The 14,936-nt window shown below is 64.9% G+C and carries 15 protein-coding genes; 12 read left to right on the top strand and 3 right to left on the bottom strand.

All coding sequences use genetic code 11. From position 1 onward, the window contains the following. The first annotated feature begins 28 nt into the window (after positions 1-28). The 7 genes from ABKF58_RS01530 to ispH all read left to right on the top strand — a co-directional run bounded on the left by ABKF58_RS01530 (position 29) and on the right by ispH (position 8,511). A complete protein-coding gene (locus ABKF58_RS01530) occupies positions 29-1,687 on the top strand; it encodes a nitrite/sulfite reductase (RefSeq protein WP_482583164.1) in 1,659 nt (552 codons plus the stop codon). Continuing rightward, positions 1,671-2,195: a DUF934 domain-containing protein gene (locus ABKF58_RS01525; protein WP_482583163.1), complete on the top strand. Its 525-nt coding sequence runs from the start codon at positions 1,671-1,673 to the stop codon at positions 2,193-2,195. The genes ABKF58_RS01530 and ABKF58_RS01525 overlap by 17 nt, the downstream gene beginning before the upstream one ends. Positions 2,196-2,424: 229 nt before the next feature. Next, entirely contained in the window at positions 2,425-3,081 is a 657-nt protein-coding gene (locus tag ABKF58_RS01520) for an OmpA family protein (protein WP_482583162.1), read from the top strand. 133 nt (positions 3,082-3,214) lie between these two features. Then, positions 3,215-4,150 carry a bifunctional riboflavin kinase/FAD synthetase gene (locus ABKF58_RS01515; RefSeq protein WP_482583161.1) on the top strand — a complete coding sequence of 312 codons (936 nt, stop codon included), beginning with the start codon at positions 3,215-3,217 and terminating at the stop codon, positions 4,148-4,150. Further along, on the top strand, positions 4,147-6,930 hold the full coding sequence (gene ileS, locus ABKF58_RS01510; RefSeq protein WP_482583160.1) for an isoleucine--tRNA ligase: 2,784 nt from the start codon (positions 4,147-4,149) through the stop codon (positions 6,928-6,930). The genes ABKF58_RS01515 and ileS overlap by 4 nt, the downstream gene beginning before the upstream one ends. A gap of 10 nt (positions 6,931-6,940) precedes the next feature. After that, on the top strand, positions 6,941-7,426 hold the full coding sequence (gene lspA, locus ABKF58_RS01505; RefSeq protein ID WP_482584419.1) for a signal peptidase II: 486 nt from the start codon (positions 6,941-6,943) through the stop codon (positions 7,424-7,426). Between the two features lie 149 nt (positions 7,427-7,575). Beyond that, a complete protein-coding gene (ispH, locus tag ABKF58_RS01500) occupies positions 7,576-8,511 on the top strand; it encodes a 4-hydroxy-3-methylbut-2-enyl diphosphate reductase (RefSeq protein WP_008953256.1) in 936 nt (311 codons plus the stop codon). A 45-nt stretch (positions 8,512-8,556) separates the two neighbouring features. Here the strand turns inward: ispH and ABKF58_RS01495 are convergent, their stop codons facing one another. Further along, the gene (locus ABKF58_RS01495) at positions 8,557-8,829 is read right to left on the bottom strand and encodes a hypothetical protein (RefSeq protein ID WP_482583159.1); all 273 of its coding nucleotides are present in this window, start codon (positions 8,827-8,829) and stop codon (positions 8,557-8,559) included. A 49-nt stretch (positions 8,830-8,878) separates the two neighbouring features. On the opposite strand from ABKF58_RS01495, the gene ABKF58_RS01490 reads away from it, so the two are divergent. From ABKF58_RS01490 to ABKF58_RS01470, 5 genes are all read left to right on the top strand, one after another. After that, on the top strand, positions 8,879-9,310 hold the full coding sequence (locus ABKF58_RS01490) for a hypothetical protein (RefSeq protein ID WP_482583158.1): 432 nt from the start codon (positions 8,879-8,881) through the stop codon (positions 9,308-9,310). 210 nt (positions 9,311-9,520) lie between these two features. Next, positions 9,521-11,425, top strand: coding sequence for a molecular chaperone HtpG (gene htpG, locus ABKF58_RS01485; protein WP_482583157.1), 1,905 nt, complete (start codon positions 9,521-9,523; stop codon positions 11,423-11,425). Between the two features lie 254 nt (positions 11,426-11,679). After that, positions 11,680-12,090: a DUF2784 domain-containing protein gene (locus ABKF58_RS01480; protein WP_482583156.1), complete on the top strand. Its 411-nt coding sequence runs from the start codon at positions 11,680-11,682 to the stop codon at positions 12,088-12,090. 59 nt (positions 12,091-12,149) lie between these two features. Further along, positions 12,150-12,587, top strand: coding sequence for a thioredoxin TrxC (gene trxC, locus ABKF58_RS01475; protein WP_482583155.1), 438 nt, complete (start codon positions 12,150-12,152; stop codon positions 12,585-12,587). Positions 12,588-12,664: 77 nt separating this feature from the next. Further along, entirely contained in the window at positions 12,665-13,267 is a 603-nt protein-coding gene (locus ABKF58_RS01470) for a 3'-5' exonuclease (RefSeq protein WP_482583154.1), read from the top strand. Here the strand turns inward: ABKF58_RS01470 and ABKF58_RS01465 are convergent. After that, positions 13,264-13,947, bottom strand: coding sequence for a glutathione S-transferase N-terminal domain-containing protein (locus tag ABKF58_RS01465; RefSeq protein ID WP_482583153.1), 684 nt, complete (start codon positions 13,945-13,947; stop codon positions 13,264-13,266). The genes ABKF58_RS01470 and ABKF58_RS01465 overlap by 4 nt on opposite strands. A gap of 246 nt (positions 13,948-14,193) precedes the next feature. Next, complete coding sequence (locus ABKF58_RS01460; protein WP_482583152.1) at positions 14,194-14,901, bottom strand: SIMPL domain-containing protein; 708 nt, start codon at positions 14,899-14,901, stop codon at positions 14,194-14,196. Positions 14,902-14,936: the final 35 nt, after the last annotated feature.

The raw sequence follows: 14,936 nt of genomic DNA, 5'->3' as shown, positions 1-14,936 counted from the left end.
CGGCCTAGAGACAGAGTAAAGCCACACCATGTACCGTTACGACGAAGTCGATTACCGCATTGTTCGCGAGCGCGTTGCGCAGTTTCGCGATCAGACCCGCCGTTTTTTGGCGGGCGAGCTGTCCGAGGACGAGTTCCGCCCCCTGCGGCTGATGAACGGCCTCTACATCCAGCGCCACGCGCCGATGTTCCGCATCGCCATTCCCTATGGCCACCTGGCGAGCCGCCAGCTGCGCAAACTGGCGCACATCGCCCGCACTTACGACAAGGGCTACGGCCACTTCACCACGCGCCAGAACATGCAGTTCAACTGGCCGGCGCTGGAGCGCGTGCCCGACATCCTGTCGGAACTGGCTGACGTCGAGATGCACTCCATCCAGACCTCCGGCAACTGCGTACGCAACACCACCACCGATGCCTTCGCCGGCGTGGCCGCCGACGAGCTGATCGATCCGCGCCCCTATTGCGAAATCATCCGTCAGTGGAGCACGCTGCATCCGGAATTCGCCTTCCTGCCGCGCAAGTTCAAGATCGCGGTGTCGGGGTCGGTCGACGATCGCGCCGCTACCCTGGTGCACGACGTCGGCCTGCACGTGGTACGGGCGGCTGACGGCGAAATCGGCTTCAAGGTGATCGTCGGCGGCGGCCTCGGCCGTACCCCGATTGTGGGCGAGGTGATCCGCGAGTTTTTGCCGACCCGTCACATCCTGACCTATCTCGATGCCATCCTGCGGGTCTACAACCGCTATGGTCGTCGCGACAACAAGTTCAAAGCACGTATCAAGATCCTGGTCAAGGCGCTCACCCCGCAGGGCTTTGCCGCCAAGGTCGAGGACGAGTGGCTGCACTTGAAGGATGGCGCGGCCACGCTGCGTGACGAGGATGTGGCCCATTACGCCAGCTTCTTCGGCGCGCCGGCCTACGAAACGCTGTCCCCCAACCCGGAAGCGTTTACCGCCAAGTTGGCCGAAGATCGCGCCTTTGCCCGCTGGGTGGAGCAGAATACCCGCACCCATCGCCAGCCGGGCTATCGCTCGGTGGTGCTGTCCCTGAAGAAGACCGGCGTGCCGCCGGGCGACATCACTGCGGAACAGATGGAAGCGGTGGCAGATTGGTCGGAGCGCTTCGGCTTCGGCGAGGTGCGCGTGGCGCACGAGCAGAACGTGATCCTGCCGGACATCAAGGAGAACGATCTTTACGAAGTATGGCAGCTGGCGCGCAGCCAGGGTTTTGCCACGCCGAATATCGGCCTCTTGACCGACATCATCTGCTGCCCGGGGGGCGACTTCTGTTCGCTCGCCAACGCCCGCTCCATTCCGGTGGCGGAGGCGATCCAGCGCAAGTTCGACGACCTCGATTACCTGCACGATCTGGGCGAGATCGACTGCAACTTCTCCGGTTGCATGAACGCCTGTGGCCATCATCACATCGGTAACATCGGCATTCTCGGCGTCGACAAGAACGGCGAGGAGTGGTACCAGATTACGCTGGGTGGCAGCCAGGGCAACCATACCGCCATCGGCAAGGTGATTGGGCCGTCCTTTGCCCAGGCCGACGTGCCGCTGGCCTTCGAAAAGATCATGAACCTGTATGTGGAGCAGCGCCAGGATGGCGAGCGCTTCATCGAAACCGTGCGCCGCATCGGCCTCGAACCGTTCAAGGAGCGCGTTTATGCGAAGCATCATTAAAGATGGTCTGGTGGTGACCGACAGCTGGGCGGTGCTGCGTCCGGACGAGAACGGGAAACTGCCCGAGGTGGCCCCCGAGCGCGATGTGATCGTGCCGTTCTCCGCCTGGAAGGTCGAGCCCTCGGCGTGGCAAAACCGCGCTGGGCAAGTGGCGGTATGGCTGGCGCCGGACGATGAGCCGGGAGAACTCGCCGGGCGCCTGACTTCCTTCCCGCTGTTGGCGGTTGACTTCCCGGCGTTCACCGATGGCCGTGGTTACAGCATCGGCCGATTGCTGCGCGAGCGTTACCACTATCGGGGCGAGCTGCGCGCACTGGGGGACGTATGGCAGGACCTGGTGCATTACCTGTGGCAGGTCGGCTTCAACAGCTTCGAGATCAAGGAAGGCAAGGCGCTGGAAGATGCGTTGAAGGGCTTTGGAACCTTTAGCGAGCGTTATCACTCTACTTGGCGCGAGCCAGAACCACTGTTTCGCCGACGCAACACCAATCACAAAAGTGTTGCGTAGTTGAAACAAAAAACCGGTGCAAGGTGTACGAATAACAACATTTTTGCGCCGGCTTGGTATTTTGGCGTCACCCGCATTATTGACAGGTCATGACCGGATTTCTATAGTGCGGTTTGAATGCATAAACACAGCTTTGGCAATCTTCCTGTTGTTTTGTAGTTTGCAGTAAGCTGATAGGCGCCATTGCGCTTCGTCGCACCAAGATGCGTATTGTTAAAGAGGGAATAACATGAACAAGCAGTTGAAACTGAGCGCGTTGGTTGCCGCTCTGCTGGTGTCCGCCAGTGCTTTCGCCGCCAAACCGGGCTACACCGCCGATCAAGCTACCGACGCGGTAACCCGCAACAACTACGGCGAGTGCTGGAAGAACACCTACTTCGACAAGGCCACCGAAGGTCTGGTCGAGTGCGGTGACAAGGAAGCCGCCAAGCCGGCCCCGACTCCGGTAGCCGAAGCACCGAAACCGGCCATGGTTGCTGTGAAAGAAAAAGTGACCCTGTCCGCCAAGGTTCTGTTCGACTTCAACAAGACCAATCTGCGCGCCGACGCCAAGAACGAACTGGATCCGCTGGTTAGCCGTCTGAAGGGCGACGCCAACCTGAAGTCGGTCGAAGTCGACGGCCACACCGACTACCTGGGTTCGGAAAAGTACAACCAGGCTCTGTCGCAGAAGCGTGCCGACGCCGTGAAGAACTACTTCGTGGCAGCTGGCGTACCGGCCGAGAAGGTGACCGCTGTCGGCAAGGGCGAGAGCGAAGCCAAGCTGACCGACGAGTGCAAGGCCAAGAAGTTCAAGAAGAAAGCCGCTCTGCAGGCTTGCCTGGAAGGCGACCGCCGCGTCGAGCTGACCATCGACACCTTCAAGGAATCCGTGATCCAGAAGTAATTCTGACCGGATCTCCCGCACGAAAAGCCCTGCCGAGCAGGGCTTTTTGTTTTTGCGGCAGTGCGGCGGAATGGCTGGACGCTCGGCATTGTCGACCGCTACAATCGGAAGTTTTCGGAATGCAGAACGGGTGATGCAGGTATTCCTTGGAGATCCTCGCCGTTTTGGCCTGCCGGCCTGCGCACTGACCATCGGTAATTTCGATGGCGTGCATATGGGGCACCAGAACATGCTGGCCCGCTTGCGCGCGGAAGCGGATGCCCGTGATTTGCCGGCAGCCTTGCTGACGTTCGAGCCTCATCCGCGCGAGTTCTTCGCCCGGAGCCAGCCGCCTGCCCGCTTGTCCACGCTGCGCGACAAGGTGCTGTTCCTGCGCCAGCTCGGCTTGATCGATTACCTGTTCGTCTACCGCTTCAACCATGGCTTTTCGCGCATGGCAGCGCAGGATTTCGTCGGGCAGGTGCTGGTCGAGCAACTGCAGGCCCGTTATTTGCTGATCGGCGACGATTTCCAGTTCGGTGCTGACCGCAAGGGGGACTTCCGGCTCCTGTCCGCCTGCCCCGGCTTTGTCACCGAGGCGATGCCGTCGGTGCTGGTGCAGGGCGAGCGTGCCTCGAGCACCCGGGTGCGGGAGTGCCCGGCGGGCGGTGATCTGGCCGCCGCCGAGCGCCTGCTCGGCCGGCCCTACCAGTTGTCCGGGCGTGTCATGCACGGCAAGAAACTGGGCCGTACCATCGGCTTTCCCACCGCCAACGTCCATCTGCCGCACCGCAAACCGGCGCTGCAGGGGGTGTTCGTGGTCGAGGTGGATACGCCGGACGGGCGCAAGGGCGGGGTGGCGAGCCTGGGGCTCAACCCCACCGTCAGCACCACGCCGGACTACAAGCTGGAAGTGCACCTGTTCGATTATGCCGGCGACCTCTACGGCCGGCGCCTGAGTGTGCGTTTTCTGAAGAAATTGCGCGATGAAGAGCGCTACGACAATTTGACTGAACTGGTAGCCCAGATCGAACGCGATGCTGCCAGTGCCAAAACCTATTTGACCAGTTTGCAGCGAGAGCAGGCATGAGTATCGATTACCGCAAGACCGTCAACCTTTTGGATACGCCGTTCCCGATGCGCGGGGATCTGGCAAAGCGCGAGCCGGGTTGGCTCAAGCGCTGGAGCGAGCAGAAACGCTACGACAAGCTGAGAAAGCTCGCTGCCGGGCGGCCCAAGTTCATCCTGCACGACGGCCCGCCGTACGCCAACGGTGACATCCATATCGGCCATGCGGTCAACAAGGTGCTCAAGGACATCATCGTCCGCTCCAAGACGCTGGCCGGCTTCGACGCACCCTACGTGCCGGGCTGGGACTGCCACGGCTTGCCGATCGAACTGATGGTGGAGAAGTTGCACGGCAAGAACATTCCGGCTGCCAAGTTCCGCGAGCTGTGCCGCGAGTACGCGCACGAGCAGATCGCGCGCCAGAAGAAAGATTTCATCCGCCTGGGCGTGCTGGGCGACTGGGACAACCCGTACCTGACGATGGATTTCAAGACCGAGGCGGACATCGTGCGCACCCTCGGCAAGATCTATGAGAACGGCTACCTGTTCAAGGGCGAGAAGCCGGTGCACTGGTGCATCGAGTGCGGCTCGGCGCTGGCCGAGGCCGAGGTGGAGTACGAGGACAAGACCTCGCCGGCGATCGACGTCGGCTTCAAGGTGTTGGACGGTGCGCGCCTGGCGGAAGCCTTCGGCCTTTCGGCCAACGTGGACAACGCGCTGGCCGTGATCTGGACCACCACGCCGTGGACGCTGCCCGCCAACCAGGCGGTGGCGGTCAACGCCGCGCTCACCTATCAGCTGTTCGATACGCCGCTGGGCAAGCTGGTGCTGGTGAAGGAACTGGCACCGGCCGCGCTCAAGCGCTACGGCTGCGAAGAGGCGCCGCTCTTGGCCGAAGCCGTCGGCGAGCAGCTGGAAGGGCTGCTGCTGCAGCACCCGTTCTACGAGCGCGTGGTGCCGATCGTCTGCGGCGATCACGTCACCACCGACGCCGGTACCGGCCTGGTGCACACCGCGCCGGCGCACGGCCTGGAGGATTTCCAGGTGGGTCTGGCCTACGAGCTGCCGGTGGAAAACCCGGTGATGGACGATGGCCGCTATGCCTCGACGACGCCGCTGTTCGCCGGGTTGTCGGTGTGGGAAGCCAATCCCAAGGTGATCGAGACACTGGCCGAGCAGGGCACGCTGCTGCATCACACCAAGCTGGCACACAGCTATCCGCACTGCTGGCGTCACAAGACGCCGATCATCTTCCGCGCCACGGCGCAGTGGTTCATCGGCATGGACAAGCAGGGCCACGGCGGCGAAGTGTTGCGCGAACGCGCCCGTCACGCCGTCGACGCCACCGAGTTCTTCCCGGCCTGGGGCCGCGCCCGTCTCGAGGCGATGATCGGCAACCGTCCCGACTGGTGCGTGTCGCGCCAGCGCAACTGGGGTGTGCCGATGACCTTCTTCGTGCACAAGGAAAGCGGTGAGTTGCACCCGCGTTCGGCTCAGCTCTTGGAAGAAGTGGCGCTGCGCATCGAGCAGCAGGGCATCGAGGCGTGGTTCAGCCTGGAGGCCAAGGACTTGCTGGGCGACGAGGCCGAGCAGTACAAGAAACTGTCCGATACCCTGGACGTGTGGTTCGATTCCGGCTCCACCCATTTCGCGGTGCTGAAGCAGCGCCCGGAACTGGCATGGCCGGCCGACCTCTACCTGGAAGGCTCCGACCAGCACCGCGGCTGGTTCCAGTCGTCGCTGCTGACCGGCTGCGCCACCATCGGCCGCGCCCCGTACCAGCAATTGCTGACCCACGGTTTCGTGGTGGACGGCAAGGGCCTGAAAATGTCCAAGTCCAAGGGCAACGTGGTGGCACCGCAGAAGGTCAACGACAGCCTCGGCGCCGACATCCTGCGCCTATGGGTGGCGTCGACCGACTACTCCGGCGAGCTGGCGATTTCGGACGAAATCCTCAAGCGCGTCACCGAGAGCTACCGTCGCCTGCGCAACACGCTGCGCTTCCTGCTGGCCAACCTGTCCGACTTCGACCCGCTGGACAACGCGGTGCCGTTCGCCGACCTGCTGGAAATCGACCAGTACGCCATCCTGATGGCCAAGGAGCTGCAGGAGAAGGTGACCGGCGAGCTGTATACCCGTTACGCCTTCCACCACGCGGTGCAGGAGATCGTCGGTTACTGCTCGGAAGATCTCGGCGCCTTCTACCTGGACGTGCTGAAGGACCGCCTGTACACCACCCAGGCCGACAGCCGCGCCCGCCGTTCGGCGCAGACCGCGCTCTACCACATCACGCGCAGCCTGCTGCTGTTGATCGCGCCGATCCTGTGCTTCACCGCCGACGAGGCGTGGGAGGTGCTGACCAAGAGCGAGGAAGAGAGCACGCTGTTCCACCTCTGGCACGAGTTCCCGCTGCCGGAGGTCGAGCAGGAAGCGGCGCTGGTGGCGAAATGGAACGTGCTGCGCACCTTCCGCGCCACGGTGAACAAGGACATCGAGGCGCTGCGTGCCGAGGACAAGCTGGGCTCCTCGCTGCAGGCCGAGCTGGACATCGAGGCCGACGCCGAGCTCTATCCGCTGCTGGCGTCGCTGGGCGACAGCCTGAAGTTCGTGCTGATCGTGTCGCGCGCCACGGTGCGCGAGGCCGAGCAGACGCGTGTGGTGGTGACGCCGTCGGAGCACGCCAAGTGCGAGCGCTGCTGGCACTACCGTGACGACGTCGGGGCCCACGCCGGCCACGACAACGTGTGCGGCCGCTGCGTGGACAATATCGACGGCAAGGGTGAGGCGCGTGTTCATGCCTGATAGCGCAGCTCTGGCCGCCGGCCGCAAGGGCTATCTGAAGTGGTTCGCGCTGGCGCTGCTGGTGATCGTGCTCGACCAGCTGAGCAAGGTGTACTTCAACAGCCAGTACCAGTTCGGCGAGGTGCGCGAGGTCGTCCCCGGCTTCTTCGGCTTCACCCTGCTGTACAACCCGGGCGCGGCGTTCAGCTTCCTGGCCGGCGCCGGCGGCTGGCAGAAGCATCTGTTCACGCTGCTGGCCTTCGCCGTGTCCGGCTGGCTGGGCTGGAGCATCGTCAAGGGCCATTTCAGTTGCCGCATGAACCTGGCCGCCGCCTTCATCATGGGCGGGGCGCTGGGCAACGTGATCGACCGGATGCTGCACGGCCACGTGATCGACTTCATCCTGGTGCACTACTACAACGCCTGGTACTACCCGGCGTTCAACCTGGCCGATTCGTTCATTTGTGTCGGCGCTGGGCTGATGGTGCTGGATGGCCTGAAAAAGCCGTCACGGTGATGGCCGGGTTGGCCGAAGGCGCTTGTGCCTGCCCCCGGGCCGGCCTGTACACGGGACGCTGGAAGGGCGATGCCTGGGCCTCGCGGCCCGAGCTGACGCGGTCAGCCGCGCCCTCCCGACCAAATTATGCTGCTGATAAGGATTAACCGATGACGAAGACCATCATGCTCGCCAACCCGCGCGGTTTCTGCGCCGGGGTGGATCGCGCCATCGCCATCGTCGAACGCGCGCTGGAACTCTACGGCGCGCCGATCTACGTGCGTCACGAGGTGGTGCACAACCGTTTCGTGGTGGACAACCTGCGCGACAAGGGCGCGATCTTCATCGAAGACCTGGCGGACGTGCCGCGCGGCGCCACGCTGGTGTATTCGGCGCATGGCGTGCCGCTGTCGGTGCGCCAGGAGGCCGAGGAGCGCGGACTGACGGTGTACGATGCCACCTGTCCGCTGGTGACCAAGGTGCACGTCGAGGTCAAGCGCATGCACCAGGCCGGCATGGAAATCATCATGATCGGTCACGCCGGCCACCCCGAGGTGGAGGGCACCATGGGCCAGGTGGACGGTGACATGTACCTGGTGGAAAGCGTCGCCGACGTGGCGACGCTGGCGGTGAAGAACCCCGACAAGCTGGCCTACGTCAGCCAGACCACGCTGTCGGTGGACGAGACGCGCGACATCATCGCCGCGCTGCGCGTGCGCTTCCCGGCCATCGCCAACCCGAAGAAGGACGATATCTGCTACGCCACGCAGAACCGCCAGGATGCGGTGAAGGTGTTGGCCGAACAGTGCGATCTGGTGATCGTGGTAGGCTCGCCCAACAGCTCCAACTCCAATCGCTTGCGCGAGGTGGCGGCGCTGAAGGGGGTAGAGGCGTACATGGTCGACAACGCCACGCTGCTGGAGCCGCAGTGGTTCGAGGGCAAGAGCCGTGTCGGCGTCACCGCCGGCGCCTCGGCGCCCGAGGTGCTGGTGCAGGCCGTGATCACCCGCATCCGCGAACTGGGGGCCGACAGCGTGACCGAACTCGACGGCGTCGAGGAGACCACGACCTTTGCCCTGCCGCCGGGGCTGCGCGCCGCTTCCTGAACGCGTTGCCCGCGCGCTCCCTCGCGAACAAAAACGCCCTGCTGGTCAGGGCGTTTTGCTTGTCTCGGCGCTGTCGACCGCGCCGGCGTAGTGCAGCCACTCTGTCAGGGTGCGGCCGGTATGACGGCGGTAGAGGCGGTCGATCTCGCCCTGTTGCTTCATGCGGGCGAGTACCGCATCCAGCGTCTTCGGCAGCTCCGGGTGGCGCGCCGCCAGCACGGCGTACACCGGCTGGCGCGCGACCACCGGATGCAGCGGGCGCAGCGGTAGCCGCAGCGTGGCGTTGCTCTGTTCGAACGCCAGCAGGTCGAGGAACACCGCGTCGACGCGCTTGCGGGCGATCAGGCGGTAGGCCTGGGTCGGGTCGGTGGCGGGCCAGTGCGCGGGCCTGGATGAAGGCCTGCAGCGGTTCGGGGTAAAGGTAGCCGGTGATCAGCGCGAGGCGGGCCTGTTCGAAGTCGGCGAGGCCCTGGTACTGCGCGAGCGGCGAGTCCTGGCGCACGATGGCGGCGATCTGCCAGTACTCGGTGGCCTCGTGCGCCTGCGGCAGGCTGGGCAGCTCGTTGTCGAGCACGAACAGCTTCATGTCGACCAGCCCTTGCTTGAGCTGTTCCGAGCAGCGGTTGTACTGCATTTCCTTGAACGCCACCGTGGGGATTCCCGCCTGACGCAGCGCCTGGCGATAGATGTCGATGCTGGGGCCGTAGGCCTGGCCGGTCCTGCTCAGCTGGGCGTAGGGTGGCCACTCTTCGAAACAGACGGTGAAGGTGCCGGCAGCATGGCTGCTGGCCGTGGCTAACACCAGCCAACACCAGAGGAAGGAGAGGAGTCTGCGCATGGGTTCCGCTCAGTGGTTTTGTGTGTGCCGGGGCGTGCCCGTATCCCCGCTGCGAGGCGGAGCCGGCCGTCCGGACAGCGTCAACAGCATACACGATGCCTGCGGGCACTTGAAATAGCGCCTTATGCCTCTACTTCCCCCACATTCCGTCAACAACTGTGAAACGACACCATGAGCGCACAGAAAGAAACCCTGGGCTTTCAGACCGAAGTCAAACAGCTTCTGCACCTGATGATCCACTCCTTGTATTCGAACAAGGAAATCTTCCTGCGTGAACTCATCTCCAACGCCTCGGACGCGTCCGACAAGCTGCGCTTCGAGGCGATTGCCAAGCCTGAGCTGCTGGAAGATGACGCCGAGCTGAAGATTCGCGTGAGCCTGGACAAGGAAGCCCGCACCGTCACCATCACCGACAACGGTATCGGCATGAGCCGCGCCGAGGTGATCGAGCACATCGGCACCATCGCCAAGTCCGGCACCAAGGCCTTCTTCGAGTCGCTCACCGGCGACGACAAGAAGGATGCCAACCTGATCGGCCAGTTCGGCGTCGGTTTCTACTCGGCCTTCATTGTCGCCGACAAGGTGACGCTGACCACGCGCCGTGCCGGCGCGCCGAGCAGCGAAGCAGTACGCTGGGAGTCCGAGGGGCACGGCGAGTACACCCTGGAGCCGGTGGAGAAGGCCGCGCGCGGCACCGAGATCGTGCTGCACCTGAAGGAAGGCGAGGACGAGTTCCTCAACGACTGGTCGATCAAGCGCATCGTGCGCACCTACTCCGACCACATCTCGATCCCGATCGAGATGAAGAAAGGGGCGAGCTTCGACGAGGACGGCAAGGAGGTGGTGTCGGACGAGTGGGAAAGCGTCAATGCCGCCTCGGCGTTGTGGACCCGTGCCAAGAACGACATCAGCGACGAGCAGTACCGCGAGTTCTACAAGCACACCGCGCACGATTTCACCGACCCGCTGGCGTGGAGCCACGCCCGCGTCGAGGGCCGTCAGGAGTACACCGAACTGTTGTACATCCCGTCGCGCGCGCCGTTCGACCTGTACGAGCGCGAGCGCAAGCAGGGCGTCAAGCTGTACGTGCGCCGCGTGTTCATCATGGAGGACACCGAGAAGCTGATGCCGCACTACCTGCGCTTCGTGCGCGGGGTGATCGACAGCAACGACCTGCCGTTGAACGTCAGCCGTGAAATCCTGCAGCAGAGCAAGGACATCGACGCCATCCGCGCCGGCTGCGTGAAGAAGGTGCTGGCGCTGCTGGAAGATCTCGCCGCCAACGACGCCGAGAAGTACGCCACGTTCTGGCAGGAGTTCGGCCAGGTGCTGAAGGAAGGCGTCGGCGAGGACTTCGCCAACAAGGAGCGCATCGCCAAGCTGCTGCGCTTTACCTCGACCCTGAGCGAAGGCGACACGCCGACGGTGTCGCTGGCCGACTACGTGGCGCGCATGAAGGAAGGCCAGGAGAAGATCTACTTCATCACCGCCGAGACGCTGGCGGCTGCCCGCAACAGCCCGCACCTCGAGGTGTTCAAGAAGAAGGGCGTCGAGGTGCTGCTGCTGACCGACCGCGTCGACGAGTGGGTGAGCGCCTCGCTGCACGAGTTCGACGGCAAACCGCTGCAGTCGGTGGCCAAGGGCGCGCTCGATCTGGGCAAGCTGGAGGACGAACAGGACAAGGCGGCGCAGCAGCAGGCCGAAGAGGCCGCCAAGCCGGTGCTCGAGCGTATCAAGAGTGCGCTGGCCGAGCGCGTGCAGGACGTGCGCGCCACCGCGCGCCTGACCGACAGCCCGGCCTGCCTGGTGGTGGGCGAGCACGACATGAGCGCGCACCTCGAGCGCCTGCTCAAGGCCGCCGGCCAGAGCGTGCTGCAGGCGGCCAAGCCGACGTTGGAGATCAACCCGGAGCACGTGCTGGTGAAACGTCTGGCCGAAGAGCAGGACGAGGGCCGTGCCAGCGATCTCGCCCAGGTGCTGTACGACCAGGCGCTGCTGGCCGAAGGCGGCAAGCTGGACGACCCGGCCAGCTTCGTCAAGCGCATCAACAAGCTGCTGCTGGAACTGTCTGCCTGATCTCGGGCTTCGGCCAACGTTGGCCGAAGGCGCCACCGCGACCGCTCTCCCGTCACCGGGAGGGCGGTTTTTACATGGGAGCCTGGCAGGCGTCGCCATCCTGGGCTAGTTAGAGAGGGCGAGCCCGGGGCGTTGCCGGGCAGGGAGAAGGGAATGCGGCTGGCTGTGGCACGGAATGGGACGGTGGCCTGCGCGACGCGTGGGCGGCTCAGGAGCCCCCGGCCCTGCGCTGGCGGGCCTGACAGGGGTAGGCCTTGCCGGCACGATGGCGGCGGGGCGCCGACGTGATCTACCGCCTGCTGGCCGACGCCGTGCTGTTGCTGCACCTGGGGTTCATCGTGTTTGCGCTGCTGGGCGGCTTGCTGGCGTGCCGGCGGCGCGGATGGCTGTGGTGGCACCTGCCGGCCGCCGCATGGGCGATGGCGATCGAACTGAGCGGCGGAATCTGCCCGCTGACACCGCTGGAAAACCGCTTGCGTGCGCTGGGCGGGGCCGCCGGCTACCCGGGCGGCTTCGTCGAGCACTACCTGCTGGCGCTGATCTATCCCGAGGCGCTGACCCGTGCGCTCCAGCTGGTGCTGGCCGGGCTGGTGCTGGCGGTCAATCTGGCGGTGTACGGTTACGTCATCCGGCGCTGGCGCCAGGGCACCCCGCCCGGCGGCTAGGCCCGGTTGCCGCGGTGTGGTGTCGATGTGGTGTGGTTTTGATGAAGGAGTGATGCGAAATGCAATTGGTCTGCCCGTCCTGCGGTGCCCGCAACCGTGTTCCCGACGAACGTCTGCTGGAGTCGCCCAAGTGCGGCAAGTGCGCCGGCGCGCTGCTCGCCGCCGCGCCGCTGGCCTTGTCCGATGCCGCCCTGCCGGGGTTTCTCGCCGGCACCGAGCTGCCGGTGCTGGTGGACTTCTGGGCCGGCTGGTGCGGGCCGTGCCAGATGATGGCGCCGCAGTTCGCCGCCGCCGCCAAGGCGCGGCCGACGCTGCGATGCGTCAAGGTCGACACCGAGCAGGCGCCACAGGCGTCGCGGCACTACCAGATCCGCAGCATCCCGACCCTGATCCTGTTCTGGCAGGGGCGCGAGCTGGCGCGTCACAGCGGCGTAATGCAGGCCGCCGAGCTGCTGCAGTGGGCCGAACGCCAGCTGCTGGCGGCGGGCGTGCGCTGAGCGCGGCGCTGGTGTTCCGCGCCGGTGCCGCGTACACTCGCCCGGCCTTCATTACCCGCGCGGGTACCTGTCTTCCCATGACCGCAGAACAACACTTGTCCAAGGACGATATCCGTACCCTCCCGAGCTATCCGGGGCTGGCGCCGACGGCGGTGAGCGTGGTGGCGAACGAGATCGAGATGGAAGCGGCGTATCACCAGCTCAGCGTGTGCCGCGTGCTCGGCTTCGATACCGAGTCGCGCCCGACCTTCCACAAGGGCGAGACCTCGAGCGGGCCGCACCTGGTGCAGCTGGCCACCGCCACGCACGCCTACTTGTTCCCGGTGGAGCGCCTCGCCGACCTGACGCGGCTGCGGATGATTCTGGAGTCGCCGGCGATCCGCAAGGTCGGCTTCGAGCTGGGCTCCGACGTGCAGCGGCTCCGCGCCAAGCTGGGCATCGAGTGCGCGGCGCTGGTGGACATCGGGCGGCTGTTCCGCCAGCCGGGCGAGCACCGTACCGTGGGCGCGGTGCAGGCGGTGGCGCGCCTGTTCGGCCAGTGTTTCCGCAAGTCGAAGCGCCAGTCGACCTCGAACTGGGCGAGCCCGGTGCTGAGCGAGGCGCAGTGCGTGTACGCCGGCAACGACGCCTATGTGGCGCTGCAGGTATACCACGAGCTGGAGCGACAGGGGCGGGTCTAGGGCCGCAAAAAGGGGCAGCAAAAAGCCGGGGAAAACCCCGGCTTTTGTTTGTCTGGTGTGCCGCGCCGGTTCAGGCCGTCGGCGGTACGGTGTCGACGAAGGACTGGCGTGCCGACAAACGCTGGTAGTAGTCGGCAAGGGTGGGGTGGCTGGCGCGCCAGTCCAGCGTGGCGAAGCGGAAGTCCAGGTAGCCCAGGCAGCAGCCGACCGCGATGTCGGCCAGTGCTATAGCCTTCGCCGTTGCACCACGGGCGTTCGCCCAGATCGTGCGCCAGCGCTGCCAGGCCGCGCTCGACTTTCTGCTGCTGGTGTGCCATCGCTTCCTCGCTCTGTTTCTCCGGCGGGCGGCGCCGTTCCATGACGATGGCGACGGCCGCATCACAGATGCCGTCGGCCAGCGCTTCCCAGCGCCGGGTGGCGATGAACGAGCGGTTGTCCTGCGGCAAGAGGCGCGACACCGGCGAGATGTTGTCGAGGTACTCCACGATCACGCGCGAGTCGTACAGCGTGTTGCCGTCGTCCAGCTCCAGCACCGGCACCTTGCCGAGCGGATTGTAGCGGGCAACTTGCGAATCGGCCTCCCAAGGCTGGTCGATCAGGATCGGGCAGTCGATTTTTTCGGCGAGCACGATCCGCACTTTGCGGGCGTAGGGACTGGTGAGTGACGCGATCAGTTTCATGGCATGAACAGGGTGCTTGGTCGTGGGGGAGCCGGTCGACGTCGACCGGCGGGTAAGCAGGCTTACTTTAACGTATCATCGTGCCGCCTCAAAGCGCTTTAGAGTCTATCCCAATTAGTCGGCTGCGCCTTCGCAGCTTGAGCGTCGGCGGTGCTCGGAATCCTCATGGACTACGGGTCCATTCCGGTCCCTGTGCTCCGGCGACACCCAACCTGCCTCGGCTCGCTCGCCTACTGGGACAGACTCTTAGCGGAGTTCCAGCTGGCCGTTGACCTGCAGTTGCAACTGGCTGCGGCCGGGCTGCCATTCGGCCGGGGCGACTTCGGCATCGGCGGCCATGGCCAGCGTCTTGCTGCGCATCAACAGCGGTACTGGCGGCGGCATCTGGTTGCCGATGGTGAGCTGGTGCATGTTGAGGGTGTTCTTGCCCAGCGCCTTGGCCGCGATCTGCGCCTGCTCCATCAGCGCGGCGATGGCTTCCGGAATCATGGCCTTTTCCGCGGCGTGGCGGGCGTCGTCGGACACCACGAACTGCACGCCTTCCAGCAGCATGTAGCCCTGCAGCTTGGCGATCAGCTCGCTGCCTTGCGCCATGTCGCGGGTTTTCAGCTTCAGTTCGGCACGGCCCAGCCAGCCGTCGATCTTGCCGCTCTTGTTGTAGGCGGGCCAGCTGTTGTAGCTGCCGCTGCTGACTTCGACGTTCTTGTAGCCGCGCGCGTCGCTCTGGGCGCGGTTGATGAGCTGGTTGAGGCGGTTAGCTAGCGTTCCCGGCTGCGGCTGGCGGTCCTGCACGTACAGCGTGGCGATCATCTGGTCGTTGGCGATCTCGCGCTGGGTACTGGCCGACAGGTTCAGCACGGTGGCGGCCGGGTCGGCCCGTTCGGCGGCCGGCGCCAGCGGGGCCAGCAGGAACAAGGGGGCGGCCAGGCTCAACAGGGTGGTGAGGCGGGTCATGGGGGCTCCTGTCTCGGGAAGGCGGGTAATGACAG

Source organism: Pseudogulbenkiania sp. AW2-16 (assembly GCF_056824575.1).
The sequence above is the reverse complement of the archived record's forward strand: the minus strand, read 5'-3'. Positions and strand labels throughout refer to the sequence as shown.

Coding starts and splice junctions, on each gene's coding strand:
- ABKF58_RS01530 (WP_482583164.1), top strand. CDS start 29: ATGTACCGTTACGACGAAGTCGATTACCGCATTGTTCGCGAGCGCGTT.
- ABKF58_RS01525 (WP_482583163.1), top strand. CDS start 1,671: ATGCGAAGCATCATTAAAGATGGTCTGGTGGTGACCGACAGCTGGGCG.
- ABKF58_RS01520 (WP_482583162.1), top strand. CDS start 2,425: ATGAACAAGCAGTTGAAACTGAGCGCGTTGGTTGCCGCTCTGCTGGTG.
- ABKF58_RS01515 (WP_482583161.1), top strand. CDS start 3,215: ATGCAGGTATTCCTTGGAGATCCTCGCCGTTTTGGCCTGCCGGCCTGC.
- ileS (WP_482583160.1), top strand. CDS start 4,147: ATGAGTATCGATTACCGCAAGACCGTCAACCTTTTGGATACGCCGTTC.
- ispH (WP_008953256.1), top strand. CDS start 7,576: ATGACGAAGACCATCATGCTCGCCAACCCGCGCGGTTTCTGCGCCGGG.
- htpG (WP_482583157.1), top strand. CDS start 9,521: ATGAGCGCACAGAAAGAAACCCTGGGCTTTCAGACCGAAGTCAAACAG.
- trxC (WP_482583155.1), top strand. CDS start 12,150: ATGCAATTGGTCTGCCCGTCCTGCGGTGCCCGCAACCGTGTTCCCGAC.
- ABKF58_RS01470 (WP_482583154.1), top strand. CDS start 12,665: ATGACCGCAGAACAACACTTGTCCAAGGACGATATCCGTACCCTCCCG.
- ABKF58_RS01465 (WP_482583153.1), bottom strand. CDS start 13,947: ATGAAACTGATCGCGTCACTCACCAGTCCCTACGCCCGCAAAGTGCGG.
- ABKF58_RS01460 (WP_482583152.1), bottom strand. CDS start 14,901: ATGACCCGCCTCACCACCCTGTTGAGCCTGGCCGCCCCCTTGTTCCTG.